This window comes from Erythrobacter sp. (genome assembly GCF_039988855.1).
Classification (GTDB): Bacteria; Pseudomonadota; Alphaproteobacteria; order Sphingomonadales; family Sphingomonadaceae; genus Erythrobacter.
The window spans coordinates 509032-533570 of record NZ_JBDXIY010000016.1 but is presented as its reverse complement, the minus strand read 5'-3'; the positions used below and the strand labels follow the sequence as shown (position 1 = coordinate 533570).

Genomic DNA, 24539 nt, shown 5'->3' with positions numbered 1-24539 from the left:
TAAATGACAAAGGAACTTCGAAACACCCGCTCCAATAAGCTGGCATCGGCAGCATTTGTTCTAGGTTCAGCCCTTGCACTGCAAGGGTGTGTTGCGGCGGCTTTTCCCTTGGCGGCAGGCGGATTGCTGGGCGACCGCTCTATTTCTAAAGACGACAGCGATGCGAACCTGCCCAATCCAACCGTGCAAGTTGCGACATCAGGTGATGAAGGCGAGGTTGTAAATTCTGACCTTGCGCCCGTTAGAACAGAACCTGCGCCGGCCTCACCTCCTGCCAGTTCTGCAAGTGCGGACTTCAACGCAGCTTTTGCAAACAATGCGCAGGTCGGCGATCCCGTTTCAATCAGCGCGGCAACTCCGGAACCGATCGCAAGGCCGGAAAGCGAACTGGCCGCAGCGCCAGCCTCTACAATTTCGCCAGCCTCTTCAATTTCATCTGCGCCAGAACCTCCTGTGCAAACAGCTGTGCAGATACCTGCACCCACTAATCGGATCGTGCGCCCTCTTCCAACGCCGGTTCCATCAGCGCGCGAACCGCTCACTGCGCCTATTTCTTCTGCAACTACGGCGCCGGTCAGCGCGGCAGCTGATAACCCAGCCCCAGCCCCAGGCTTCGCATCAAGTTCTGTGTTGGGGCCGCCATCGGGGGTCAATCAGTTTCTCTCTTACGCAAACCAACGTCAGATCGGCACCGAAGATGAGCCAGAGGCCGCGGTGCTGAGCAACCGCGTCACACTGGAGCCGGTGAAGGCGCAATGCGGCGGCGTCTCGCCTACGATTCTGATCGATCTAGACCCAGAAGGGGCTTTGTTTGATTCGACCACTGCTTCGCGTCCGCCGTCAGGACTTGCACGCGGCCTTGCGCAATTGCGCGAAAGCGGTGTTTCGGTGGCATGGATCTCCGGCAATGGAATCGACAAGTTGGACGCGATCAAGCGCTCTCTTACGTATAGCGGGCTTGACCTTGCGAACGAAGATCGCGTTCTGCTTGTTCGCGGGTCCGATGACCGCAAACAAACCCTTCGCGAAGAGTTGTCGCAGATCAGTTGCTTGATCGCGATTGCTGGCGATACACGCTCGGATTTTGACGAGCTTTACGACTATCTGAAGAACCCTTCGGATGCGAATTCTCTTGAACCCCTGATTGGCGATGGATGGTTCCTCATCCCGCAACCCCTGCTCTAAACAAAGAGGCAAGACTATGAGTGATGAGGCGAAAGGCTGGACCCGTGACCAAATGGCGGCGCGCGCGGCCAAGGAGCTGCAAGATGGCTATTACGTCAATCTTGGGATCGGCATCCCGACGCTGGTTGCCAACCACATTCCTGAAGGGATGCTGGTGACCCTGCAAAGCGAGAACGGCATGCTTGGTATCGGCCCCTTCCCTTACGAGGGCGAAGAGGACCCAGATCTTATCAATGCTGGCAAGCAAACCATCAGCGAATTGCCGCACAGCGCCTATTTTGACAGCGCCACCAGTTTTTCAATGATCCGCGGCGGACATATTGACCTGACCGTTTTGGGTGCGATGGAAGTGGCCGAAAATGGCGACATCGCCAACTGGATGATCCCGGGCAAGATGATCAAAGGCATGGGCGGCGCGATGGATCTTGTCGCCGGGGTCAAAAAGATCATCGTGGTTATGGATCACACCGCAAAAGACGGCAGCGCCAAGCTGATACCGGAGTGCACTTTGCCTCTAACAGGTGCAAATGTGGTCGATATGGTCATCACCAATTTGGGCGTGTTTCACCGCTCATCGAAAGATGCAGCCTTCCGGTTGATTGAGCTTGCCCCTGGCGTCAGCGAAGAGGATATCGCCGCCTCCACCACGGCAGCGTACGAAGTGGCTCTGGAAGCGGCATAAGAGGCGTAAACCTTATGTGGCTGGATAGCCCTCGAAACCCGAATGCCCCGCTTGCTGGGCTTAAAGTCCTCGAGCTTGCGCGCGTACTTGCAGGGCCTTGGGCGGGTCAGATTTTGGCCGATCTTGGCGCAGATGTGATCAAAATTGAAAGCCCACAGGGTGATGGCACAAGGCAGTGGGGGCCGCCGTGGGTGGAGCGGGTTGGCGTCGATGGCACGGTCCACCGCGAAGCGGCATATTATCACGCCTGCAACCGCGGAAAGCGCAGTGTCATCGCTGATTTTTCCAAGGCAGAAGACCTTGACCTTGTTTGCGATCTGGCGCGCGATGCAGACGTATTGATCGAGAATTTCAAAACTGGCGGTCTTACGAAATTCGGGCTCGACTTTGCGGCATTGGGCGGCAAAAATCCCGCACTTGTCTATTGTTCAATCACGGGATTTGGACAGACAGGACCGCGCAAAGACGAGGCTGGGTACGATTTCGTCGTTCAAGGTATGAGCGGCTTTATGTCCGTGACGGGTGAGCCGGAAAACGTGCCAGTGAAAATGGGTGTGTCGATCAGCGATCTGACAACCGGCATCTACGCGGCCAACGCTATTCAAGCCGCGCTGATCCAGCGAGGAAGGACGGGCAAGGGGCAACAGGTCGATATGAGCCTGCTCGATTGTTCAGTCGCACTGCTAGCCAATCAGGCGACCTACCACCTAACCACAGGCGAAAATCCGCCAAGGATGGGCAATGCCCATGCGCAAGTGGCGCCTTACGGCGTGTTCCCGGTAAGCGACGGGCATGTCATTTTGGCGCCTGCCAATGACCGGCTTTTTGTGAAGTTGACCAAAGTTCTCGGTCGCGACGACCTTGCCTCAGACCCACGCTTTGCCAGCAATGGCGGGCGGGTAGAGAATGCGAGCGCGCTCGATGCCGAGATTGCTAAGGAGACCGCCAGCTGGGCCAAGATGGACCTGATTGAAGCGTGCAATGCCCAAGGCGTGCCTGCTGGACCGATCAATCAGTTGGACGAGGTTTTCGCCGATCCACAAGTGCTGGCTCGAGGCCTCCGGGTGGATCTTGGCGGAATGCCCGGTGTGCGCAGCCCTTTCACATTTTCTGATGCCGAACTGGCGCTTGATCGCCCATCCCCGATGCTGGGTGAAGACACAGCCGATCCCTCGTAAACATCGCCGCGACAAACGAAGTTCTTGCAAGTTCCGTGAATTTCTGTAATTACAGAAATAACGAAAGCGAGGCGAGTCGTGAGCAAGCTGCTCGATATTCCGGAGGCACGGTCTTTCATCCTGCATTGGGGTGAGATGGGCACCGAATGGGGCGTCAATCGCTCCGTCGCACAGGTCCATGCGCTGCTTTATCTGAGCAACAAACCCCTTCACGCAGAAGAGATTTGCGAGGCCTTGGGGTTAGCGCGCTCCAACGTCTCCACTGGCCTCAAAGAATTGCAGTCTTACGCCATTGTGCGCCGTGTCCATGTCGAAGCCGATCGGCGCGACCACTTTGTGCCGGAAACCGACCTTTGGGACATGCTGATGAAGATCGCGGCCGAGCGAAAGCGCCGCGAGATGGACCCAACGGTCCAGCTTATGGGCGAGCTTGCGGAAAGCCTTGAGGGCCGAGATGACGTGCCTGCCCATGTGCGCGAGCGCATCGGCCGCATGCACGAATTTATCGGCACACTCACTGGATGGTACGCTGATGTGCGCGGCCTGCCCAAACCAACTTTGGTGCGACTGATGAAACTTGGGCGCGGTATTGCCCGCTTTCTTCCCGTCAAATCGGCCGAGTAACTCACTGCAATTGTAAGGAGGTCACAATGATTGATGACGATCTGCAAAACGGAGTTTCTGAAATTACAGAAATTAACGAAGGATCTGGGTTGAATCAATTTGTTGTATCTGTTGGCTGCGGCATTTTGGCAGGCACGCTGGCCATGTTGATTGGGCTCGGCTTGAAAGCTGGCTTTGACACTGATCTGGCCAACTTTGGTGCAGCTGTGGTCTTTGTCGGGCTCTTTGTAGCCATCTTTACATTCATGGGCTTCGTCGCCATCGGCCTACCGATCACTTGGCTACTTAAAGCCATGGGCAAGGAAACTGTCGCTGTTTACTCAGCAACCGGCGCGATCACTGGTTTCCTAGCTACCGCAGTGATTTTCGAAGTGCACCGACAGCCAACGGACATGCTCTTGTTTCCGGCAGTGGGAGCAGTGGCTGGCTTCGCCTGCGCCTACCCTTGGGGACGGTGGCGCGAAGGCGCGGCGCAAAGGCGAAATGTCGCCAAGGAAATCGTCGCACAGCGCAGAACCAACCCCATCCACGATCTCACTCACTGAATTCTAAATCGAAGAAGCGAAAGGAATTACCTATGTACGCGCTCACTTCTTATTTGATCTACCTCGCCCTCAGCATCGCATTGACCGTTTGGGTTGCGCAAACTCTGTCAAAGAACGGCCTTGTGTTCCTGACGGAGTGTTTTGGCCATGATGAAACCCTTGCCGCCTCCACCAACCATTTGCTGGTGGTCGGCTTCTACCTTGTGAACCTTGGGTGGATCCTTCTCACCCTGCGTTTTGGAACCCCGCCCGAAAGCGCGATTGCCGCGATCCAGTTCCTGTCTAGCAAAGTGGGAGTTGTGGTCGTTGCCCTTGGCGCAATGCACTTCTTCAATATGAATGCGATTGCCAAGTTCGGCCGCAAAGTGGGCCATTGGTTCCGAGAAGAACAATGGGCCGCAAAAGCCGCCGACCCCCAAGCTTGATCCAACCCAGTAAAGGCGCCCTCAATTTTCGAGGGCGCCCGATTGGATGTTGATCGTATTCTCGTCCCCCCAAGTCGACATGCTGCTCACCGCCTGGTTCGCATTCAAAACTTCCATTACACGGCGCAATGAAGGCAACCGGTCTTGAGGCGCATAATTGACCCTGCGACTGTCTGTGATGAGGGTAATGGAATAGTTCGGCTTGGAATCTGGGCGCTCAGTCTGGAGAATTTGTCCAGCCGCATCGGGACCAACCGAAACGCCCATTCCGCTATCGCCAATCGCCAAAAGATAGGCATCGGTCGCGCCATTGGCGCGGTAAGCGACTTGAGTGGGGTTTAGAGACCCATCGCGGCACCAAACGCTCGCTGGTTCTGGCGTGGCCGCCTCACCCTCTTCGCTTTCATCCTGCTCACCGCGAGGGACAATTGATCCCAATAAAGCTCCCAAAATCGAAGAAGCCCCGTCGGTCTTTGCATCTCTGGCCTTTTTAAACTTAAGCTTCTCCTCGCAGTCTTCGACAGCAATGGCAGGAGACTGGGCGACCTTTGCATTTGGCGGCGTTAGCTCCGCAAAGGCTGCGTCGATCATAAGGGCCATCTCTTCTGGTCCCTTGTTGAAAGAGGACACCCGCATCTTAACAAGCCATCCATCGACCGAGAACAAGACTACGGCAGTGCTAGCGATCTGGCGGCTATTTGGTGTGGCATAGATGGCGCGCAACCCTTGCCATTCTTCAGCTCCTGGCCAACCATATTGCTCCACCCCAAAAGTCAGTTCGGGTTTTGCGTAGATATCGCGTAGTTCAATCCCTGTCTGCGCTTGCCGAAACCATACCGGTACCGCGCCATTTGTGTCGCGATAGATATAGAGCGAGATTTCTGCTGTCCCGTCGGGGCTAGGAAATGAAAATCCAATATTCAGAAAATCTTCCGCAAACTGCGTCGCTTGCCCGCGGCGCAACCCTCCCAATTCACTGGGCACGGTGATACCGCTATGAGGATGCGTCCAAGGCGCGCCTACCTCAATTTCAATTGGTACCTGCGCGCTGGCAGATGCCATTGGCAGAGCCCAAATACCTGTGAGAAACAAAACCCCAAGAATACTTGAACGCATATAAAACCCCCTACCAATACCCTGCGCGATTAACTGGGATCAGTCTCGCAGCAAGGGGCAAGAGTTCAAAGCATTATTTGCGCACAGGAACAGTCCCGAGAATCCCTAAGGGGTTAACTCAACGCGCGCGACCCGCCGCGCCAGAGCCGTTCAATTGGCCCTTGCCCTACGAGCTGTATCCAAATGGGCGACCAGATCACCATGGCTGCGATTGGCACGAAGCTGATCACGAGCGCTTGCGTTCTGGAGACCTCCGCAAAAAGCCCTAAACCCCAGCTCGCAAAGATGGCGGCCAGGATGACCGAGGTCAGCAAGTAGTTGGTGAGCGACAAGCGGCCCACAGCTGCCATGCGTTTTCGTGCGGGAGCGTCTGAACGGAAAAAAGCCATCGCCAAAGCGGCGTATGCCAAACCTAAGGCGGTATCAAAAGGGGCGGACAGGACAAGGCCTGTCATGCCAACGATGCTCGCCGGAAACCCATTGCCGGACACCCACCATGCCAGCCCAAGCAACCCAGGAATGGCAAAGAGTGCGGAAATGGCCGCACAGCGTTGGAGGAGAAAAAGTCGCCATTTGCCTTTCAGAAACTCACTCTTCCAAAGCCCCATTCCCAAAGCCATCGCGGCTAAATTGATGGGAATAGCGCTGGCAACAACGGTAAGCTGAGAGCCAAAGCCCTCAATCCTTCCCGCAATGCGATCACCCCATGCCAAACGGCCTTGGTCAATCATGTATTGGACCGACGCAGGGTTGGAGCCAAAGACGCGCTCTGCGAAAATTGCGGCATCGCTTGCTTCCCGACCCTTATAGAAATCAAGCACGCTCACACCCAAAGCAACAATCCCGCCGCCAACGTGCAAAGCGATCAGACCAACGCAAATTGCGAACAAAGCCCTTGCGCTGAGCGCGCTAAGCAGGGGCAAAGCGCAGCCCGCCAGCGCGTAGACCCGCAAAACATCATTGCTCGCAAAGAATATTGAATGAACCGCGCCGATTGCAAAAAGCACCGCCATTCGGGCGTAATGCGCACGCCAAGGCCTGCCTCCGCCGCGCTCCAACAGTATCAAGCAACCGGCCCCAAACAGGATCGCAAACAAGGTGCGGAATTTGTCTTCAATAAAGACAAAGCTGATTGCCCAGATGATGCGATCAAGCCGCGATGCCTCGCCGAGGCCCGGTCCCCAAACAGTCGGGTTGTAATAGCCTTGCGCGGGCAATGCGAAGACATAGATATTCATCCAAACGATGCCGATCACCGCCGCACCGCGCAGGGCGTCCAGCTCTATGATCCGGGGTTTGGATGAGGCTTTATTGGGTGCTGGCGTCTCCATCAGAAGACGCCCTACCCGATTAGGCGAGCGCTGCCTTCAAGTCTTCGACCAAATCCGTGCGCTCCCATGGGAAACTGTCACCTTCAGCCTTGCGGCCAAAGTGACCATAGGCCGCGCTGACCCGGTAAATCGGCTTATTCAGACCAAGATGTGTGCGGATTGCGCGCGGCGTTAGACCGCCCAGTTTTCCGATCGAATTGATAGCCTCCTCGAGGCTTGCATCGGTCACACCATCGGCCGCAGTGCCATGCGTATCAACATAAAGTGACAATGGCACAGACACCCCGATTGCATAGGCAATTTGGATTGTGCAGCGGGTGGCAAGTCCTGCGGCCACAACGTTCTTTGCCAAATAACGCGTGATGTAAGCGGCGCTGCGATCGACTTTGGTTGGGTCTTTACCGCTGAACGCGCCGCCACCATGCGGAGCTGCGCCGCCATAGGTATCGACAATGATCTTGCGGCCCGTCAGACCCGCATCCCCATCAGGCCCGCCAATGACAAAACTGCCCGTAGGGTTGATGTGCCATTTTGTCTCATCAGAGATGAAACCGTCAGGCAGGATATCGGCAACAACACCTCTGACGTAAGCGTGAAGCTCCGCCTCTTTTGCGCCTTCGTCATAACCTTCTGAGTGCTGGGTGCTTACCACCAATGCAGTGCATCCAACCGGCTTGCCGTTCTCGTAACGCAAGGTCACTTGGCTCTTGGCATCAGGCTCCAAGAAAGGAGCAGCGCCAGAGTGCCGATCTTTCGCAAGCTGCTCGAGGATTTTGTGGCTGTAATCGAGGGTCGCCGGCATCAAATCGGGCGTTTCATCGCAGGCAAAACCAAACATAATGCCTTGGTCGCCTGCGCCTTCATCCTTGTTCGAACCTTCTGCGCCTGCATCCACGCCTTGCGCAATATGCTCAGATTGGCCGTGGAGGTGGTTTTCAAAGTTCAACGTCTTCCAGTGGAAGCCATCTTGCTCATATCCAATATCGCGCACTGTCTGGCGCACAGCCTTTTCAATCTCTTCTTTGGCACCCGGAGCCCAGCCGCCATTAACCGCCCAAGCATCGTTGTTTTCATCATACATCGGCGCGCAGCGAATTTCGCCTGAGAGGATCACGCGCTGGGTCGTGGTCATTGTTTCGCAAGCCACGCGCGCTTCGGGGTCTTTGGCCAACATAAGGTCAACAATGGCATCTGAAATCTGGTCAGAGACTTTGTCAGGGTGACCTTCAGAAACGCTTTCAGACGTAAAGAGATAATCGCTTCGCATGGTATTAATGGGGCCTCCCCAGTTTATGATAAACGCCGATGATCGATCCGCGCTTTGACGCGCTACTTACAGATATAAGGAAACCTTTATGTCTGCTTGGTGATGGCCTAGCTGCGCGGTTGTCGCAGCGCAAGTAATCTTGGGCCTACCAAACCTAAAAAGGCGAGCAATCCCGCCCACATGAGGGGAAGAGCATTTCCGAGCTTGGAAAATAGTGTTGGAGCGCGCGCTTCGGGGATTTGACCGTGAAGCGCCCCTGCCTCGCCAGACGGGACATGCTGGACGACCAAACCCTTTGCGTCGATCACTGCACTGATACCAGTGGTGGTGGAGCGAAGTACAGGAAGCCCCTCTTCGATCGCTCGCATCCTTGCCTGTGCTAAATGTTGAGGCGGGCCCCACGCGCCGAACCAACCATCGTTTGAAGGATTGAAGAGGTAATCCGGCCGGTTTTCCCGGTCGACCACTTGGCCGGAAAACACGATCTCATAACAAATCTGGACACCCGCCTTGCCATGCTCACCTAGGTCAAGCGTTTCGGGCCCAGGTCCGGGAATATAAGGAATGGTGCCAGAGGTCAGGCGCGACAATCCGATCGCACCCAGCACGCTTTCAAGCGGCAAATACTCACCATAAGGCACCAAATGCGCCTTAGCGTAGTGATCCGTGATCGCACCTTCGCCGTTCATCGCAATTACAGAGTTGCGCGCAGACAGCGCCCGAGGGATACCATCAGCGCCCGTGCTGATATTGAGGTTTACAACGCCGGCAAGCAAAGTCGATTGCGGACCGATCACCATGCCGATGCGGCGCCTTGCGAAATCGGGATCCGCTCCCGCCGTCATCCGAGTGTAATATCGCTGCGGATAGCCGTCTTCGAGATAATCCGGCACCGCGCTTTCCGGCCATAGAACAAGCCGCGATTGGTCCGCGTTCTTGGATGTTAGACCCGCGGTGCGCTGGAACTGCTCTTCGAACTTGGAGCCGTCGTTAAGCTCATCTTGCGGGATGAGAGGTTGGACGAGTGTGTAGTTAATATCGGTGTGCTCGAACGACCAAACACGCAGGAACATAGGTCCCGCAATAATTGCGAAGGTCCCAACAAACGCCGCAGCTAAGCGCCCACGGCTTTGCTGATTGCTTATCACGGCCCAAATCAGCGTTGTCGCTAGCCAAATAGCCAATCCAGACAGGGCGTAAGTGCCCAGCCACGGAAGATACCTTGCCCAACCCGGCGTTTCCCATCCGCCAAGCAGCATCAGACCCAAAGGCGGCCAAGGATAGCCCGTAAACACCCAGCTCCTAAGCCATTCGGTCACGATCCAAGCGCTCGCCAGAACCGCCCCGAACGCCGGCACCCCACTTCGCTTCGCAAGCAAATGCGTCACCATGGCCGCAAACGCTGGATAGACTGCGAGGTAGACGCACAAAAGCGGCACCGCCGCCCATCCCAGCGTCTCGGGCATGTCGCTTTGGTATGTAAAAGCGGTCGCGATCCAATTGTTGGCGAGCGTCAAATGCGCCCAACCGAATGTCCAACCGATCCACAAAGCGCCCTTCCATGAGGCGGCGCTGCGCAAATGCGCCACCCACAACGCAAGTGCAGGAAGCGCAACCCACCATGCGTGAACAGGCGGAAATCCAAGCGCTGCGACCAGACCCAGAGCGCCAGAGGTCAGCCCCGGCCAACTCTGTGCAAATTTGGTCGCCCGGTTCCAATAGCTACCGAGCTTACTCCGAAATGTGTTCAGCGCTTGATCCGCCATAATTGCTGAGCTCTTACCGCTTCGACCGCTCTTAGCTCAGGACCCTTAGATCAACCAGCGACCTCGAGGTCATCCGCATCGTCCGATCCTGCGCCGGCCCCAATTGCAGGGGGCAAGGCAGCTGCGTCAAACTCAGAATCTTGACCAGCGTCTTCAGCAGGTCTTGGCTTGCGTGAACGGCGACGCGGTTTTTCGTCCGAGTTCTCGTCACGCTTATCATCTCTGGGTTTGCGTGCCCGGCGCTTAGGCTTGGTGTTTTCTTCTTCAGAACCGGCTGGCTCGCCTTCGGAACCCGCTTCACCCTCAGAGCCTTGCGCCATTTCTTCTTGGGCATCGCCCTCTTGGGCATCGCGGCGGCCACGGCCACGGCGATTGTTGCGGCGACGACCTTCGCCATCATCCTCATCGCCATCTTCGTTATTTCCGCCGCGCTCTTCCTGACGTTTGGCCCGCGCTTCGTCCTGACGCGCCTTATTGTCAGCGATCACACGGAAGTAGTGGTCCGCGAACTGGAGGTAATATTCAGCCTGAACCCTATCGCCATTGTGCTGCGCGTCTTGAGCAAGCTTTTTATACTTGTCGAGCAGTTGCGGCGCATTGCCCCGCGCGCGGCTGTCGATCCGGTTCTGATTATTGCTGCCGCCTTGATTGCCACGATTACCGCGACCGCGGCGACGATTGTTATTACGATTGTTATTCAAGGAATATCTTCCTGTTAACGAGCCTAGCGTTTCCTAAAAGAATGGCACCTTCGGCTCATAGACCTTTCGTCTTTGCGCCGCACATACAGCGCGCTCGCACTCTACGTTGTCTGACCTATCGGGATTGCCCCGTAAAAGGCCGTTCAACATGGAATTAGGAGCTTGGTTCAACCTTTTGCGCAAAATTCGCAAAGCGGTGTTCCGACTCGATAGCTAGCGAGCCTTATTGCATTTGCCAAGCCCTGATGACTTTTTCGTCAACGAAGCACTAGCGCGCGGGGCCTTTGCGCAAGGTCTTTGCGCGTAGTAACAACGAAACCATGGTCTTGCGCGATCTGAGTGACTGCGGGTGCTTGAGTGTGGCCGATTTCGAAAATGGCGACCGCGTCATGGGTCATCAAACCGCGCAATTGCGGTATGATGATGCGGTAGTCATCCAGCCCCTCAGGCCCCGCAAAAAGCGCATCCGTGGGCTCGAACGCTCCCACATCCTGTTCAAGCTTGGCATCATCTTCGACGTAAGGCGGGTTCGAAAGGATGAGGTCGAAAGTGCCCAAACCTTCGCTCCAATCGGGTTTCGTCCAATCACCCAAACAAAATTGCGCCTCTTGCCCATCAATTCCGAACGTTCGCGCATTGGCCTCGGCAACGTTAAGAGCAGCAACTGAACAGTCGATGGCGACCCCGCTCGCCCCTTCAAGTTCCAGAAGTGCGGTAACAATCAGCGCGCCAGACCCTGTTCCCAGATCGAGCACACGCTTTGCATTTGGCGCCATCTCCAGTGTTACATCGATCAAGGTTTCGGTGTCGCCCCGTGGGATTAGAGTGTCAGGAGTGACAGCAAGGGATCTCCCGTAAAACTCTTGAGTGCCCGTAATATAGGCGACAGGCTCGTGAGAGGCGCGGCGTTTGACCAGACCATCATATGGCTCAGGTGCATTGTCCCTCATATGCCGCAAAAGCATTTCAGACCGGCTCACCCCAAGCGCATGTGCCATAAGCAATTCAGCGTCGAGGCGCGCTGTGTCACTGGTCGCCTCTAACTTTGCTGTGGCGGCGCGAATGGCCTCAGCAACACTCATTCGGCGAGCGTTGCCAGACGTTTGGCTTCGTCCTCAGAAATCAATGCACCGACAAGTTCCTCAAGCCCCGTGCCCGCCAGCACTTCTTCAAGCTTGTGCAGTGTCAATCCGATCCGGTGATCAGTCACGCGGCCTTGAGGGAAATTATAGGTGCGGATGCGTTCTGAACGGTCGCCGGAGCCCACCATCGCCTTGCGCGCTTCGGCCTCTGCACCTTGGGCGGCCTCGCGCTGCGCTTCGAAGAGCCGCGCGCGCAGCACTTGCATCGCTTTTTCTTTGTTCTTGTGCTGGCTTCGCCCGTCTTGGCAGGTGACCACAAGGCCGGTTGGCTCGTGGGTGATGCGGATGGCTGAATCGGTAGTGTTGACGTGCTGACCGCCTGCACCGCTCGCCCGGTAGGTGTCGATTTTAAGGTCGCCCGGATCGATCTGCACATCGACTTCGTCGGGTTCGGGAAGCACCGCCACTGTTGCAGCAGAGGTGTGAATGCGCCCCCCGCTTTCAGTCACGGGCACACGTTGAACCCGGTGAACCCCGCTTTCGAATTTAAGCTTTGCAAACACGCCCTGTCCGGTGACGTTGGCGACGATCTCTTTGAAGCCGCCGACTTCTGATGCGTTCATGGAAACAGGCTCGACTTTCCACCCCTGTTCGCCTGCGAATTTCTCATACATGCGGAAAAGGTCGCCAGCGAACAGCGCCGCTTCGTCCCCGCCCGTGCCAGCGCGAATTTCGAGCATGGCAGGTTTGGCATCTGCCCGGTCGCGGGGGAGCAGAGCGATGGCAAGCGCGCGTTCTTTTTCTGGCAGAGCCGCATTGATCGCGGCGAGTTCTTCGGACGCCATATCCTTCATCTCAGGATCAGCGAGCATCTCTTCCAGCCCAGTGATTTCTTCGCGCATTGCGGTAACTTCGGCGGCGACTTTGGCAACCGGTTCAAGCTCAGCGTAATCGCGCGAAGCTTGGACGAAGGCGTCGCCTTCGAGCGTGCCAGACGCCATCCGCGCTTCGAGCTCGGCAAAGCGATTGGCAATCTGCTCAAGGCGCTGGGCGGGGATGGTCATCAGTCGAGGCCCAGTTCTTTGAGTGCGGCCACAAGTCGATCACGGCTTGCCCCCTCGGTTTGATATCGCAGTCGCCGTTCGCCATCGCTCATTGCTAGGATGACATGGCTGCCGACCTTAACGGCCTTGTCAAACCGCTTTTTCTTACCGCCGCTAGCAATGAAGTCTGCTGACAAACCAGCTTTGCGAATAGCGCTTACCGCGGCTTGGCCGGCACCGGTCATCTCATCATCTTCGACAACAACAACGATATCAGGTTTGTCAGCATCCAGCTCACCCACCAACATCGCCAGCCGTTCAATCCCAGCTGCCCAGCCGACCGCAGGTGTGGCAGGCCCGCCGAGGCTTTCCATCAACCCATCATACCGGCCCCCGCCAAGCACGGTGCTTTGCGCACCCAAAGCATCCGCCGCAGCAGAACCCTCATCCGGGATAAACTCAAACGCGGTGTGGCGATAATAATCGAGCCCGCGAACAAGGCTTTCGGCCCGCTTCCATTTGACGCCCGCTGCATCAAGGCCGCTGGTCACGCTTTCAAAGAAGGCGAGCGCTTCATCAGACAAAAACTGGTCAATCTTCGGCGCATCGGCCACAAAGGCTTTGTCCCGAGAGTCCTTGCTGTCGAGGATGCGTAGCGGGTTTTTGTGCAGCCGCTCTTGGCTGTCCTCGGAAAGCTCACCTGAAACCGCTTCGAAATACTCGATCAAGCCGGCGCGCCATGCATCGCGGCTTTGCGCATCGCCCAGCGTGTTGAGATGCAGCGTGACCCCTTCAATGCCCAGCTCTTTTAGAAGCTGATCGGCCATGGCGAGAAGTTCAACATCAGCCTGCGGTTCGCCTGCGCCCAAAATCTCCGCATCAATCTGATGGAATTGGCGATAGCGGCCCTTTTGCGGACGCTCATAACGGAACAAGGGGCCGTGCGTTGCCAGTTTTAGCGGCGCGTGTTGTTGCCAACCATTAGTGAGATAAGCGCGCGCAATTCCAGCGGTGAATTCTGGCCTGAGGGTGAGCGAAGTATCGCCGCGGTCGTTGAAAGAATACATCTCTTTCGAGACAACATCGGTTGTTTCGCCAATCGCACGACTGAACACTTCGGTTTTTTCAAACACCGGCATTTCCGCGCGGCGGAAGCGGTAAAGCTTGCGCACGCGCTCAAAGGTTTCGACGACAAAGGCGAAGGCCTCGGCATCTGCCCCGAAAATGTCCTGAGTGCCGCGAATGGCTTTGGGAGTGTTCTTGCTCATAGCGTTTTTGATCTTTGGTCTGGTTCTTTGTGGCAGCGATTAGGGGTAACTAAGGTCTTTCGCAATCCTCCGCCCTTCGCTAAGTGGCGCGCCTCAAGCCTTTTGGGAGAGGGGCGAAGGCATAAACGAAGCATACTTACAGTCAGGACACTCATATGCGTATCGACAAGATCCCTACTGGTGACAAACCGCCCGAAAGCCTCAATGTCATTATCGAAGTGCCCTTGGGCGGCGAACCAGTAAAGTATGAGTTCGACAAGGAAAGCGGCGCGCTTTTCATCGACCGTATCTTGCACACCCCTATGCGTTATCCGGCTAATTATGGCTTTGTTCCGCACACGCTTTCACCCGATGGCGACCCACTTGATGCACTGGTGATTGCGCGCTCGCCCTTTATTCCGGGCTGCGTTGTGAAAGCGCGCCCGATCGGTGTGCTGAACCTCGAAGATGAGCATGGCGGAGATGAAAAACTGATCTGTGTGCCCGTGAACACAACCTTCCCATATTATTCAGATGTGGGTGAGACCAAGGACTTGCCTTCGATCATCCTGCAACAGATCGAGCATTTCTTCACGCACTACAAGGATTTAGAAGCAGAAAAATGGGTGCGGATCGGCAAATGGGGCGATGCCAAAGAGGCGCGTCAAATTGTGTTGGAAGCGATCGAGCGGGCCCAAAAATAGGCCGCCGCCTCAGTCCAAATTGCCAAAACGGATCACATAACCGCGAAGATCGCCATGCAAACGCATGTCAGCACAAGCGGTAGGCCGATTGCAAGAAGCCACAACATGGTGATGTCACGGCGAAATGCGCCAGCATAGGATTGATCCGTCGCCTCTTCATTAGACATTCCGGTCCAACGGCGTTCAAACCAACGGCAGGCCGGGATGATGGCCGCAACCAAAATGACCAAAGCCGCATAAGGCAAAAGCGAGGACGTCCCCCCGCTCATGGCTTTTACCGTCGCGAAAATTTGGAGGCCGGTGTAAACCAGCAAAGCATAAGCGACGTGGTCACTCATGGATTTGCGCCAATCGCGCACCTTCACGTCTGTTGCCGTATGTTCGGCGACGTCGTGGCTGTTTATCAGCTCATTCATCAGTGCGTTCCCCAACGACTTCTTCTCTCTCTGAAAAGGAGTATCTCAAAGACAGCGCAATGTTGCAAGGTCAGTAACCAATTTGAAATATTCGATCTGCTCGAGATCCGACAGGGCCCAAAAGCTTTGGAATCGCGGGGTTTTCCCAAGGTTCGCTCTTTAGTATGCCGAGTTAAGCAAAAATCTTGCCAAAATGCACCATCTGCCCCTTTCATGTAAAAACAAGGGTGCTACATGAGAATCATATGAGCGACACAACGACCATTGATGACGCTGCAAGCGCCCCTCAAGACGGCGCTGCGGATGCCACTGCACCGATGCCCGATGGCGGGCTTGAAGTCATATCCATCGCCAAAAGCTACGATAAACGAGCGGTCCTAACGGACATCTCCCTTACCGTTGCCAAAGGCGAAGTGCTTGGGCTGCTTGGTCCCAATGGTGCAGGTAAGACGACCTGCTTTTATTCAATCATGGGTTTGGTGAAGCCGGATTCGGGGCGCATCCTGATGGACGGCGAAGATGTCACCACTCTGCCGATGTACCGGCGGGCGATCCTTGGCCTTGGATACTTGCCTCAAGAAACCAGCATCTTTCGCGGGATGACGGTTGAGCAGAATATCAACTGCGTCCTCGAAATGGTCGAACCTGACGCAGAAACACGCGCGCGCGAGTTGGAGCGCTTGCTCGACGAATTCGGCCTAACCCGGCTTCGCGAAAGCCCAGCCATGGCGCTCTCAGGTGGTGAACGGCGGCGCTGTGAGATTGCGCGTGCGTTGGCGGCCAAACCATCGATCATGCTTCTGGATGAACCCTTTGCAGGGATTGACCCACTTTCGATCAGCGATATTCGCGATCTTGTGAAAGACCTCAAAAGTCGCGGCATTGGCGTTTTGATCACGGATCACAATGTTCGCGAGACATTGGACATCGTGGATCGTGCTTGCATCATCTATGGCGGCCAAGTGCTGTTTGCAGGAACCCCGCAGGCGTTGGTCGCTGATGAGAACGTAAAGCGTCTTTACCTCGGTGAGAGCTTTACGCTCTAACGATACTGCGTATGGCATTAGGCCCCCGCCTCGACTTACGCCAATCCCAACAGCTGGTTATGACGCCTCAGCTGCAGCAGGCGATCAAGCTGCTGGCGGCCTCCAATCTTGAGATCGAAACCTTCATTGGTGATGCGCTGGAAAGCAATCCTTTGCTCGAAGCTGGGGCTGTTTCCTCTGACGACCAAGGTCCAGCCGTTGAACCCGACGATATCCCCCGCGAGGAATTCACAGCCGATCAATTGATGGGTCAGGTTCAAGGCGAAAGCGAAGCGCCGCTTGATATCGACGTGAGCGCAATCGACCGCGACCGGGATACGGGCGAAGCGAGAATTGGGAGCGGTGGTCCATCGGATGCGGAATGGGGCTCGGCAGCCGGCGCCGGCGGGGGGATCGACGATCTTCCCGGCATCGAAGCAACAAAGGCCGCAGAGCTTACTCTGGCTGAGCATTTGGACGCTCAAATCGGAGGAATTGCGACCAATCCGCGTGAAGAGTTCGTCGCTCGTCATATTGCAGGGCTGCTTGATGATACGGGTTATCTTTCGGCCTCTTTGCGCGAAGTCGCCTTCGATCTGAATGTCGACATGGATTGCATCGAGGATGCTTTGGAAGTCGTTCAGATGTGCGACCCCACCGGAATTGGCGCGCGTGATTTGGGGGAATGTTTGGCCCTGCAAGCCAAGGACGCCGACCGTTATGACCCAGCCATGGCGACGATGCTCTCCAATCTGGAGCTATTGGGCAAAGGCGAGGTTGCGCGGCTGAAGCGATTGTGCCGTGTCGATGATGAAGATTTTGCCGACATGTTAAGCGAAATCCGGCAATTCGATCCAAAACCTGGCCTCGCCTTTACCTCGTCGATGATTGAGGCCGTCGTGCCCGATGTCTTGTTGGCGGCCAAGGACGATGGCGGCTGGGACATTACTCTTAACGAAGAGACCTTGCCGCGCCTGATTGTTAACCGCGACTATTATGTAGAGCTCGGCGGAGAGAGCAAAAGCGCGGATGCAGAGACGCAAGGGTGGCTCAAAGAAAAGCTCGCCGATGCGCATTGGTTGATCCGGGCATTGGACCAACGCCAGAAAACGATCCTGAAAACGGCCGCCGAGATTGTGAAGCAACAGGAAGGCTTCTTCCGTCGCGGGGTTTCTGAACTGCGCCCGCTCACTTTGCGCGAAGTAGCGGAACAAATTGATATGCACGAAAGCACGGTCAGCCGGGTGACATCGAATAAGTATCTTCACTGCGACCGGGGCACGTTTGAGCTCAAATATTTCTTCACCAGCGGGGTAGCCTCATCGGATGGCGAAGGCGCATCGTCAGAGGCGATCAAGGCCCGCATCAAGGCCCTCACCGATGCCGAGGAGCCAAAGAAAGTACTGTCCGACCAAAAACTTGCCGACCTATTGAACGAAGAAGGCTTTGGCCTAGCGCGGCGCACGGTGGCCAAATATCGCGAAGCGATCGGGATCGGATCAAGCGCTGAGCGGCGCAGAGCGAAGAAGTTGTCTGGGCTTTGAGAATACCCGGCTTCTGGGCCTCGCCATCGATCGTGGCCCGTCGATTGCTGAGCATCTCGTTTTGGGATTTTGTGTATCAAAGCGGACGTTCAGTCTAACGAAAATTGGCTGCTCATTATTCATCAATTAAGATTGACCTTTAGACGTTTGAAATGTCAACGAATAACGATTAGGTCGAGTTTTGTCGCGAAACTGAAACATCTCTTCAATTAAAAACTCTTGCCAAGGACAATCTATTCATACAGTTTGTCTCGGTATTTCTTTTGGAGGCTCCTATGAAGATTAATATCGAGATTGATTTGAGCGACGAGGATGATGTCAAGAACCTGAAATTCGAAGCTGTAGCGGCCGAACTTTCAGAAACGCCAACGGGCGACATGGTTAGCGATAGCGCTGGAGTAACTGTACCTACGAAATGGACTACAGGCCACCCGGTACCTACCGACGGTGGTTCCGACGTCGGGGTAGATCACTAGTGATCTTGGCTGATTTGGGTTTATGATCTGCTTATTGGGTGCGAATGACGACGTCCACATTGATGAGGTCGCTCAAGCCTTAAAGGCCAGAGGCGCGGAGCATTTCAGGTTTGACATCTACAATCCACATCGACTTAGTGTGGAGCCCCTTTCACGCCTTGATGATCAGCCTTTTTCAGTCATTTGGCGGCGACTAAAGCCTCCGTTCATTCTTGATTACGCAAACTTAGACGAATATTATCACACGCGATTTGTCATCGATGAATGGCGCTCACTATTTGCGGGAATTTCGCTTAGCGGCAGCGGCATTAAGTGCGTAAATTCCTATGCAAGTGAGGGGGTTAGCAGCAACAAACTCCGACAACTTGGTTTTGCTGCGGAATGTGGGTTTCGCGTCCCAAAGACTCTGTGCTCAAACGATCCAGACCAAATCTCGGCTTTCATTGCTGGCCTAGAAGATGGGTTGTGCATCCAAAAGCCGCTGACATCTTTCGATAGTCCAACTGGCAGAACATCTTACACACGGTTTTTTACGATCGAGATGGCCAATGAGATGGCGAAAAACGTTCGAGTTGCCCCGTCACTCTACCAAGAGTACATATCGTCTCCAGTCGAATGGAGAGTGACCGTCGTAGGCAAAAGAGCTTTCGCGGCAGCAATCCAGAAGCCTATTGAGAACGACCTAGATTGGCGTCGGTCTCATGCAAGAAACGAAATTGTCCAATTCGAATTGGACAAGGGCCTCAAGGACCGTTTGTTGGATTTACATCAAAACTTCGGACTGCATTACGGCGCTTATGATTTTATGCTGGATGGAGAGCAAAATCCCGTATTCCTCGAGGTAAATCCCGTTGGCCAATGGTTATGGATCGAGAAATTGGCGGGACTATCGATTAGTGAAGCGATAGCAGACCTACTTATTCAAGAATCAACGGCGGAAAAGTGATGAGAACAATCGTATTGGCACCTGGATCCCTCAAGAAAATCTGAAAGTCGAGTAGATAGTATCCATGGTGAAATTGAAGGTTTCCAAATAACTGCATTGGTCAATGGCTCGAATGAACTCAGTCAGGCGTCCGCTCCCACACCCAGTTTCGGTCATTCAAAAGAATCCATACCTTAACCCAATGCGGCCAACCTCACTCCACCCTGAAAGCAAAACCGTTTTCCTACACGATGGCTGGCGCGTTAGATGCCGTGTTATGTTGACCAAACGCTTACCTTTCTTAACGCACACACCCGGATCAATTGCGAAATACAGTTTTTTACCCCTTGAACAGTGTCTCAAACCGCACCGACACACCCTCTAGACATTACGTATTAACCCTGCGACTCGCCGGAAAACTAGGGTTTACGCTAAATTAACCTTTTCCGTTCAGAACTTGTGTGGTTAATAGAGTGCAACATCTCTTAGCGAGACGTTACCATGCACACCTCCCTCCACACGATGGGGCGCAATTAGGGGAACAGTAATGCGAGTGCTGTTGATTGAAGACGAGCCGACAACGGCGAAAGCCATTGAGCTTATGCTGACAACCGAAGGCTTTAATGTCTATTCAACCGATCTGGGCGAAGAAGGCCTCGATCTGGGTAAACTGTATGATTACGACATCATTCTGTTAGACCTTAATCTGCCGGATATGCACGGCTATGACGTGCTTAAGAAGCTGCGCGTTGCCAAGGTGCAAACGCCGGTTCTTATCCTCTCTGGCATTGCCGAGATGGACAGTAAGATCCGCTCATTTGGCTTTGGCGCAGACGATTATGTGACCAAGCCTTTCCACCGCGAAGAGTTGGTGGCGCGTATTCACGCTGTTGTGCGCCGTTCGAAAGGCCACAGCCAATCAATCATCCGCACTGGCAAGCTTGCGGTTAACCTCGACGCCAAGACCGTCGAAGTCGACAGCGCCCGTGTGCACCTCACCGGTAAAGAATATGCGATGCTTGAGCTTCTCTCGCTTCGCAAGGGCACGACTCTTACCAAAGAGATGTTCCTCAACCACCTTTACGGCGGGATGGACGAACCAGAGCTCAAGATCATCGACGTGTTTATCTGCAAGCTGCGCAAAAAGCTCAGCCATGCATGCGGCGGTGAGAACTACATCGAAACAGTGTGGGGCCGCGGTTATGTGCTGCGCGACCCGCAAGAGGAAGTCGAAGCCGCTTAAGCTTCGCACCAATGAAATTGATCGATGCGTCCGGAGTGCCCATGGCTTCCGGACGCATTTTTCTTGCCGCTAGGAAAACTTGTCGGGACAAAGAGGACGTTGGTCGAATTGCTCTCGCTGTGAGGTCAGAAACCTACCAAACTTGGGTCAAATGCATGCCGCGATTGCCTCATACAACTCAAACGCACTTCATCTGCGGTTGATCGTCGCAATCGGCGCAGTGGTAGCGTTGAGCGCTGCCTATTGCCTTGCCTACACCTATAGCGCGGGCCGCCCGGCGACCTTATCCGACGCGTTTTCATGGGGAGCGATAAACCTTGCCCCTTGGGTCGCCGTGATCGAAATCGGAAGAGAAATCCGGCGCGCGCGAAACATCTTCTTTCTTGTCGTCGGTGCGTTTTCGATCTCACTCCTGCTTGGTGCAGTTTACGATGGCGAGCTACCAAATTCGTTGGAAGTGGTGCGGCGCCTTCCGGGCGCGGTATTTTCCGTAGCCTGCCTCATTGGACTTTCCCTTTGGCAAGGGCGGCGGGCTCATCAAACAGCCTCTATTTCAGGCGAAGCCGCAACCAATAAATGCGAATGGATCCGAGCTGCGGGCAATTATGTCGAGATTAAATATCAGGGTAGCAGGCCAGTTTTGAAACGCTCCTCGTTAGCGCATTTTGTAGAGTCGAGCGGGTCTGAGCTTGTACGTATCCACCGATCGTTTGCGGTCGCACCAGAAGTGGTCGAAGTCTGTGAACGACACCATGTCAGGCTTACAGACGGCAAGCGTTTACCCATCGGCAATGCCTATCGCTCTGCCCTTGACAACCTTTAGTCTGCAAACCGTTTCGTCCCTTCGTCCCAAACTGCTTGCGGCAAGCAATCAATTTGCAACTGAAGAGATATGAAACACGCTTTTTCCAAGATTGTCGCCGCTGGATTTGCGATCATGTCTTTCGCTTTTCCAGCTTTCGCTCAACCTTCGCCAGCCGACCTTGAGCATGACGAGATTCGCATCGAAACAAGTGAAGGTCTCTCACTCTCTGGCTATGTCACTCGGCCTATTAGAAGTGCTTCACCCTTGCCCTCCTTGATGCTTACTCAATGGGTGTCATGCGGCTCAATCGCACCAAGTCCAGAGCGTTTAAGTGAAGCCGAACGCATCGCCTTAGCGTCTAACTACGCATTAATCAGAATCGACCGAGCAGGAACGGGGAAGAGCGAAGGGCCAGGTTGCGACAAACTCGACTACAACACTGAAGTTCGCCATTATCGAGAGGCTTTTGATCAACTTACCCAGCACGCATGGGTCGATCAGGCGCGAGTTGTAATCTTTGGCTCAAGCCTAGGTTCAACAACTGCCCCCCTAGTAGCAATGGGCAAACCCGTAGCCGGAGTTGTTGTGCAGGGAGGCGGCGCTCTGACGTATTTCGAAAGAATGCTGCATTTTGACCGGATACAACTTGAACGCCAGCCAGATTTTCGGCCGGAGGAGCTTGATGGCGAAATCCGGCGCCGGATGGAGTTTCATCGACTTTATCTCCATCATAAAATGATGCCAGATCAGATCGAAAGACTGCGCCCGGACCTTCGCGGCGTCTGGCAATCACTAAGAGGGACTGATGCAGCGCCCCATTATGGCCGGCCCTATGCATGGCATTGGCAGGCAGCAGACCAAAACTGGCTCGCCGCATGGGCGAAGGTAGAGGCGCCCGTCATGGTTGTTTTTGGGGAATACGAGCAATTTGAACAGAGGCACGGCCACCGTGTGATTGTCGACACAATCAACCGGCTGCGTCCAGGCAGTGCGAGATGGCTCGAAATACCTCAAGCCGGTCATGGAATGAGCCTCTATACCGATCCCTATTCCGCCTTCCTGTTTGACGGGGGAGTTCGGCAGCATGACGTGCTCGTTGAACCAGTAGCGCAGTGGCTGCGCGGCCTGAGTTAGCTTCTCACAATCTGTTGCAGATCGTGCCCGCTTGGCTCTTGGAATAGGCTGAGTTTAAACTCAGGCACAATCGCAATCAGGTGGTCGAAGATATCTGATTGGATACCTTCGTAAGTGTTCCAATCGGTCGTATCCGTGAAGCAATAAATCTCAATTGGCAGGCCTTGAGGCCCCGGCGGCAATTGCCGGACCAGAAGCGTGAAGTTCTCGCTGATACGGGGATGCCATTTAATATAGGCGGCGATGTAGGCACGCAAAGTGCCGATATTGGTCAGGCGCCGCGCATTGACGGGCGCATCATCCTTGGCAAGCTCGCTTTCGTTCCACTTCGCCAACGCATCGCGGGCATTGGCGAGATAGTCTTTGAGAATATTGAATTTCTTAAGGCTGATCACCTCATCATCGGAAAGGAAACGCACCGAATTCTGATCGATCACGAGTGACCGTTTAATCCGCCGCCCGCCACTTTCGCTCATGCCGCGCCAATTTCGGAAACTGTCTGAAACCAGGCGATGAGTGGGAATGGTGGTGATGGTCTTATCGAAATTCTGCACCTTTACAGTGTGAAGTGAGATATCGATCACGTCGCCATCAGCATTCATGCCCGGCATTTCAATCCAATCGCCTACGCGCAGCATGTCATTGGTTGTAAGTTGAACCGAGGCGACAAGGCTAAGGATTGTATCCTTAAAGACAAGCAGAAGAACCGCAGTGATTGCACCCAGGCCGCTCAACAACAGGAACGGAGACTCGTTTATCAAGATCGAGATGAGGATGATCGCCGCGCCGCAAAGAACGATGATCTTAACCACCTGAAGGTAACCTTTGATCGGCCGGTTCTTCGACTGAGGGCGTCTTTCGTAAACCTCATTTGCGTAAGTTAGCGCCCGCACGATCCCCATCGCGATGGAGAGCACAATCAAGGCCTGTGTCACATTGGCGATGATAGTCACCGCGACCTCGGACAGTCCGGGAACCCATCCAATGCCATTAGACACAATCAACAAAGGCGCGACCGTTGCGAACCAGGTCGCCGACGCGTCAATTGTCTTGGTCTTCCCATCCAGATAAGGAGCCGCAAGCCGCAGGATCACATCTTTCAGGATGAAGTTGACCACAAGAGCCGCAACAACGAGCCCCGCTGCGCCAACAATGGTCTGCAACCAAATGGGCTGCGCTGTGAAAATCGCCATAAGCTGTTCCATATGACCCGCGATATAGGAAGAGCCCCCTCCCCCTCAAGGTAAGGAGGCATGTTTCTTGGGGGTGGGCGTGTTGGCGGGCGGACTAGGGGTAGACAAACAGTCACTTCCCCGACTAGCGGACCCATTATGAGCGCATATAAAGAAGGCGATCCCACCACTCTGAGCCGGCTGTATGGCCGCAGCGTCGGCAAGCCATTGAGTGCCAAGCAGCAGGATTTGGTCGACAATCTGTTACCGCAAATCGCGGTGCCAGCAGAAGGTCCGGTGACTGCCGAAGGTCTATTTGGCGAAGACTGCCCCTTGCATTTCGAAATCGGCTTTGGCGGGGGTGAGCATCTCGCATACCGGGCTGATCTCTTGCCCAATCATGGTTTTATTGGTGCAGAGCCTTATTTAAACGGCGTTGCACAGGCTCTGACCCATGTGGATGATGGACCACTTTCGAATGTTCGCCTGCACAACGGCGATGCGTTGGAGGTCTTATCACGCATTCCGGATGGATCGCTGTTGATGGCGTATTTGCTGCATCCTGACCCCTGGCCCAAGAACAAACATTCCAAGCGGCGAATGATGAATGATGGGCCGGTTCAGATGATCGCGGACAAGCTAAAACCGGGCGGCGAATTTCGTTTCGGCACTGATCACCCGATCTATGTGCGCCATGCCATGATGGTAATGCAGCGGTTCACCGATCAATTTGAGTGGATCGCCGACGGCCCGAGCGATTGGCAAAACCGACCCTCGGGCTGGTGCGAAACCCGCTATGAGACCAAGGCCCGCAACGTGTTCGGGCACGAGGTTTGGTATTTCCGCTTTCGGCGGAAATCTTGAACTAAACTAGGCCGGTAGCACAGGCCAAAAGGGGAAGCG

25 protein-coding genes are annotated in these 24539 nt (G+C 54.9%); 15 read left to right on the top strand and 10 right to left on the bottom strand.

Annotation, left to right across the window (positions count from 1 at the left end; genetic code table 11):
• The first annotated feature begins 3 nt into the window (after window positions 1-3).
• From ABJ205_RS10290 to ABJ205_RS10265, 6 genes are all read left to right on the top strand, one after another.
• Complete coding sequence (locus ABJ205_RS10290) at window positions 4-1185, top strand: hypothetical protein (protein ID WP_348159113.1); 1182 nt, start codon at window positions 4-6, stop codon at window positions 1183-1185.
• Window positions 1186-1201: 16 nt separating this feature from the next.
• Window positions 1202-1867, top strand: coding sequence for a CoA transferase subunit B (locus tag ABJ205_RS10285; protein WP_348159111.1), 666 nt, complete (start codon window positions 1202-1204; stop codon window positions 1865-1867).
• Window positions 1868-1881: 14 nt separating this feature from the next.
• Window positions 1882-3045, top strand: a complete 1164-nt coding sequence (locus ABJ205_RS10280; RefSeq protein WP_348159110.1) for a CoA transferase — start codon at window positions 1882-1884, stop codon at window positions 3043-3045.
• A 78-nt stretch (window positions 3046-3123) separates the two neighbouring features.
• Window positions 3124-3669: a MarR family transcriptional regulator gene (locus tag ABJ205_RS10275; protein WP_348159108.1), complete on the top strand. Its 546-nt coding sequence runs from the start codon at window positions 3124-3126 to the stop codon at window positions 3667-3669.
• Window positions 3670-3695: 26 nt separating this feature from the next.
• Complete coding sequence (locus tag ABJ205_RS10270) at window positions 3696-4214, top strand: hypothetical protein (RefSeq protein ID WP_348159106.1); 519 nt, start codon at window positions 3696-3698, stop codon at window positions 4212-4214.
• Between the two features lie 32 nt (window positions 4215-4246).
• Complete coding sequence (locus tag ABJ205_RS10265; RefSeq protein ID WP_348159104.1) at window positions 4247-4639, top strand: hypothetical protein; 393 nt, start codon at window positions 4247-4249, stop codon at window positions 4637-4639.
• Between the two features lie 21 nt (window positions 4640-4660).
• On the opposite strand, the gene ABJ205_RS10260 is transcribed toward ABJ205_RS10265, so the two are convergent.
• The 8 genes from ABJ205_RS10260 to hisS all read right to left on the bottom strand — a co-directional run bounded on the left by ABJ205_RS10260 (window position 4661) and on the right by hisS (window position 14213).
• Complete coding sequence (locus ABJ205_RS10260; RefSeq protein WP_348159102.1) at window positions 4661-5755, bottom strand: hypothetical protein; 1095 nt, start codon at window positions 5753-5755, stop codon at window positions 4661-4663.
• 113 nt (window positions 5756-5868) lie between these two features.
• A complete protein-coding gene (locus ABJ205_RS10255) occupies window positions 5869-7086 on the bottom strand; it encodes a DUF418 domain-containing protein (protein ID WP_348159101.1) in 1218 nt (405 codons plus the stop codon).
• A 19-nt stretch (window positions 7087-7105) separates the two neighbouring features.
• Window positions 7106-8353, bottom strand: a complete 1248-nt coding sequence (metK, locus tag ABJ205_RS10250; RefSeq protein WP_348159100.1) for a methionine adenosyltransferase — start codon at window positions 8351-8353, stop codon at window positions 7106-7108.
• A gap of 107 nt (window positions 8354-8460) precedes the next feature.
• A complete protein-coding gene (lnt, locus tag ABJ205_RS10245) occupies window positions 8461-10119 on the bottom strand; it encodes an apolipoprotein N-acyltransferase (protein WP_348159098.1) in 1659 nt (552 codons plus the stop codon).
• A gap of 50 nt (window positions 10120-10169) precedes the next feature.
• Window positions 10170-10820, bottom strand: coding sequence for a DUF4167 domain-containing protein (locus ABJ205_RS10240; protein WP_348159096.1), 651 nt, complete (start codon window positions 10818-10820; stop codon window positions 10170-10172).
• A 257-nt stretch (window positions 10821-11077) separates the two neighbouring features.
• On the bottom strand, window positions 11078-11902 hold the full coding sequence (gene prmC / locus ABJ205_RS10235; protein WP_348159094.1) for a peptide chain release factor N(5)-glutamine methyltransferase: 825 nt from the start codon (window positions 11900-11902) through the stop codon (window positions 11078-11080).
• Complete coding sequence (gene prfA / locus ABJ205_RS10230; RefSeq protein WP_348159092.1) at window positions 11899-12966, bottom strand: peptide chain release factor 1; 1068 nt, start codon at window positions 12964-12966, stop codon at window positions 11899-11901. The genes prmC and prfA overlap by 4 nt, the downstream gene beginning before the upstream one ends.
• Window positions 12966-14213, bottom strand: coding sequence for a histidine--tRNA ligase (gene hisS / locus ABJ205_RS10225; RefSeq protein WP_348159090.1), 1248 nt, complete (start codon window positions 14211-14213; stop codon window positions 12966-12968). The genes prfA and hisS overlap by 1 nt, the downstream gene beginning before the upstream one ends.
• 155 nt (window positions 14214-14368) lie before the next feature.
• Here hisS and ppa point away from each other — a divergent pair, with 155 nt between their 5' ends.
• Entirely contained in the window at window positions 14369-14896 is a 528-nt protein-coding gene (gene ppa / locus ABJ205_RS10220) for an inorganic diphosphatase (protein WP_348159089.1), read from the top strand.
• Between the two features lie 32 nt (window positions 14897-14928).
• On the opposite strand, the gene ABJ205_RS10215 is transcribed toward ppa, so the two are convergent.
• Window positions 14929-15312 (bottom strand): hypothetical protein, encoded by a 384-nt coding sequence (locus ABJ205_RS10215; RefSeq protein ID WP_348159087.1) that lies wholly within the window; start codon window positions 15310-15312, stop codon window positions 14929-14931.
• A 245-nt stretch (window positions 15313-15557) separates the two neighbouring features.
• Here ABJ205_RS10215 and lptB point away from each other — a divergent pair, with 245 nt between their 5' ends.
• From lptB to ABJ205_RS10180, 7 genes are all read left to right on the top strand, one after another.
• The gene (gene lptB / locus ABJ205_RS10210; RefSeq protein ID WP_348159085.1) at window positions 15558-16358 is read left to right on the top strand and encodes an LPS export ABC transporter ATP-binding protein; all 801 of its coding nucleotides are present in this window, start codon (window positions 15558-15560) and stop codon (window positions 16356-16358) included.
• Window positions 16359-16369: 11 nt separating this feature from the next.
• Window positions 16370-17881 (top strand): RNA polymerase factor sigma-54, encoded by a 1512-nt coding sequence (rpoN, locus tag ABJ205_RS10205; protein ID WP_348159083.1) that lies wholly within the window; start codon window positions 16370-16372, stop codon window positions 17879-17881.
• A 275-nt stretch (window positions 17882-18156) separates the two neighbouring features.
• Complete coding sequence (locus ABJ205_RS10200; protein WP_348159082.1) at window positions 18157-18357, top strand: hypothetical protein; 201 nt, start codon at window positions 18157-18159, stop codon at window positions 18355-18357.
• Between the two features lie 34 nt (window positions 18358-18391).
• Window positions 18392-19303: a hypothetical protein gene (locus ABJ205_RS10195; protein ID WP_348159080.1), complete on the top strand. Its 912-nt coding sequence runs from the start codon at window positions 18392-18394 to the stop codon at window positions 19301-19303.
• A 526-nt stretch (window positions 19304-19829) separates the two neighbouring features.
• Window positions 19830-20525, top strand: a complete 696-nt coding sequence (locus ABJ205_RS10190) for a response regulator transcription factor CtrA (RefSeq protein WP_298305869.1) — start codon at window positions 19830-19832, stop codon at window positions 20523-20525.
• Window positions 20526-20676: 151 nt separating this feature from the next.
• Window positions 20677-21348, top strand: a complete 672-nt coding sequence (locus ABJ205_RS10185; protein WP_348159206.1) for a LytTR family DNA-binding domain-containing protein — start codon at window positions 20677-20679, stop codon at window positions 21346-21348.
• A gap of 69 nt (window positions 21349-21417) precedes the next feature.
• The gene (locus tag ABJ205_RS10180) at window positions 21418-22464 is read left to right on the top strand and encodes an alpha/beta hydrolase (RefSeq protein ID WP_348159078.1); all 1047 of its coding nucleotides are present in this window, start codon (window positions 21418-21420) and stop codon (window positions 22462-22464) included.
• Here ABJ205_RS10180 and ABJ205_RS10175 read toward each other — a convergent pair.
• Window positions 22461-23657: a mechanosensitive ion channel family protein gene (locus ABJ205_RS10175; RefSeq protein WP_348159077.1), complete on the bottom strand. Its 1197-nt coding sequence runs from the start codon at window positions 23655-23657 to the stop codon at window positions 22461-22463. The genes ABJ205_RS10180 and ABJ205_RS10175 overlap by 4 nt on opposite strands.
• A gap of 138 nt (window positions 23658-23795) precedes the next feature.
• Here ABJ205_RS10175 and ABJ205_RS10170 point away from each other — a divergent pair, with 138 nt between their 5' ends.
• Window positions 23796-24500, top strand: a complete 705-nt coding sequence (locus ABJ205_RS10170) for a tRNA (guanine(46)-N(7))-methyltransferase TrmB (protein ID WP_348159076.1) — start codon at window positions 23796-23798, stop codon at window positions 24498-24500.
• Window positions 24501-24539: the final 39 nt, after the last annotated feature.

Bases quoted from the DNA above. Each gene is read 5' to 3' on its own strand.
- ABJ205_RS10180 (WP_348159078.1), top strand. From the start codon at position 21,418: ATGAAACACGCTTTTTCCAAGATTGTCGCCGCTGGATTTGCGATCATG.
- ABJ205_RS10185 (WP_348159206.1), top strand. From the start codon at position 20,677: ATGCATGCCGCGATTGCCTCATACAACTCAAACGCACTTCATCTGCGG.
- rpoN (WP_348159083.1), top strand. From the start codon at position 16,370: ATGGCATTAGGCCCCCGCCTCGACTTACGCCAATCCCAACAGCTGGTT.
- ppa (WP_348159089.1), top strand. From the start codon at position 14,369: ATGCGTATCGACAAGATCCCTACTGGTGACAAACCGCCCGAAAGCCTC.
- ABJ205_RS10285 (WP_348159111.1), top strand. From the start codon at position 1,202: ATGAGTGATGAGGCGAAAGGCTGGACCCGTGACCAAATGGCGGCGCGC.
- ABJ205_RS10290 (WP_348159113.1), top strand. From the start codon at position 4: ATGACAAAGGAACTTCGAAACACCCGCTCCAATAAGCTGGCATCGGCA.
- ABJ205_RS10280 (WP_348159110.1), top strand. From the start codon at position 1,882: ATGTGGCTGGATAGCCCTCGAAACCCGAATGCCCCGCTTGCTGGGCTT.
- prfA (WP_348159092.1), bottom strand. From the start codon at position 12,966: ATGACCATCCCCGCCCAGCGCCTTGAGCAGATTGCCAATCGCTTTGCC.
- lptB (WP_348159085.1), top strand. From the start codon at position 15,558: ATGAGCGACACAACGACCATTGATGACGCTGCAAGCGCCCCTCAAGAC.
- ABJ205_RS10175 (WP_348159077.1), bottom strand. From the start codon at position 23,657: ATGGCGATTTTCACAGCGCAGCCCATTTGGTTGCAGACCATTGTTGGC.
- ABJ205_RS10170 (WP_348159076.1), top strand. From the start codon at position 23,796: ATGAGCGCATATAAAGAAGGCGATCCCACCACTCTGAGCCGGCTGTAT.
- metK (WP_348159100.1), bottom strand. From the start codon at position 8,353: ATGCGAAGCGATTATCTCTTTACGTCTGAAAGCGTTTCTGAAGGTCAC.
- lnt (WP_348159098.1), bottom strand. From the start codon at position 10,119: ATGGCGGATCAAGCGCTGAACACATTTCGGAGTAAGCTCGGTAGCTAT.
- ABJ205_RS10190 (WP_298305869.1), top strand. From the start codon at position 19,830: ATGCGAGTGCTGTTGATTGAAGACGAGCCGACAACGGCGAAAGCCATT.
- ABJ205_RS10200 (WP_348159082.1), top strand. From the start codon at position 18,157: ATGAAGATTAATATCGAGATTGATTTGAGCGACGAGGATGATGTCAAG.
- ABJ205_RS10215 (WP_348159087.1), bottom strand. From the start codon at position 15,312: ATGAATGAGCTGATAAACAGCCACGACGTCGCCGAACATACGGCAACA.
- ABJ205_RS10255 (WP_348159101.1), bottom strand. From the start codon at position 7,086: ATGGAGACGCCAGCACCCAATAAAGCCTCATCCAAACCCCGGATCATA.
- prmC (WP_348159094.1), bottom strand. From the start codon at position 11,902: ATGAGTGTTGCTGAGGCCATTCGCGCCGCCACAGCAAAGTTAGAGGCG.
- ABJ205_RS10265 (WP_348159104.1), top strand. From the start codon at position 4,247: ATGTACGCGCTCACTTCTTATTTGATCTACCTCGCCCTCAGCATCGCA.
- hisS (WP_348159090.1), bottom strand. From the start codon at position 14,213: ATGAGCAAGAACACTCCCAAAGCCATTCGCGGCACTCAGGACATTTTC.
- ABJ205_RS10260 (WP_348159102.1), bottom strand. From the start codon at position 5,755: ATGCGTTCAAGTATTCTTGGGGTTTTGTTTCTCACAGGTATTTGGGCT.
- ABJ205_RS10270 (WP_348159106.1), top strand. From the start codon at position 3,696: ATGATTGATGACGATCTGCAAAACGGAGTTTCTGAAATTACAGAAATT.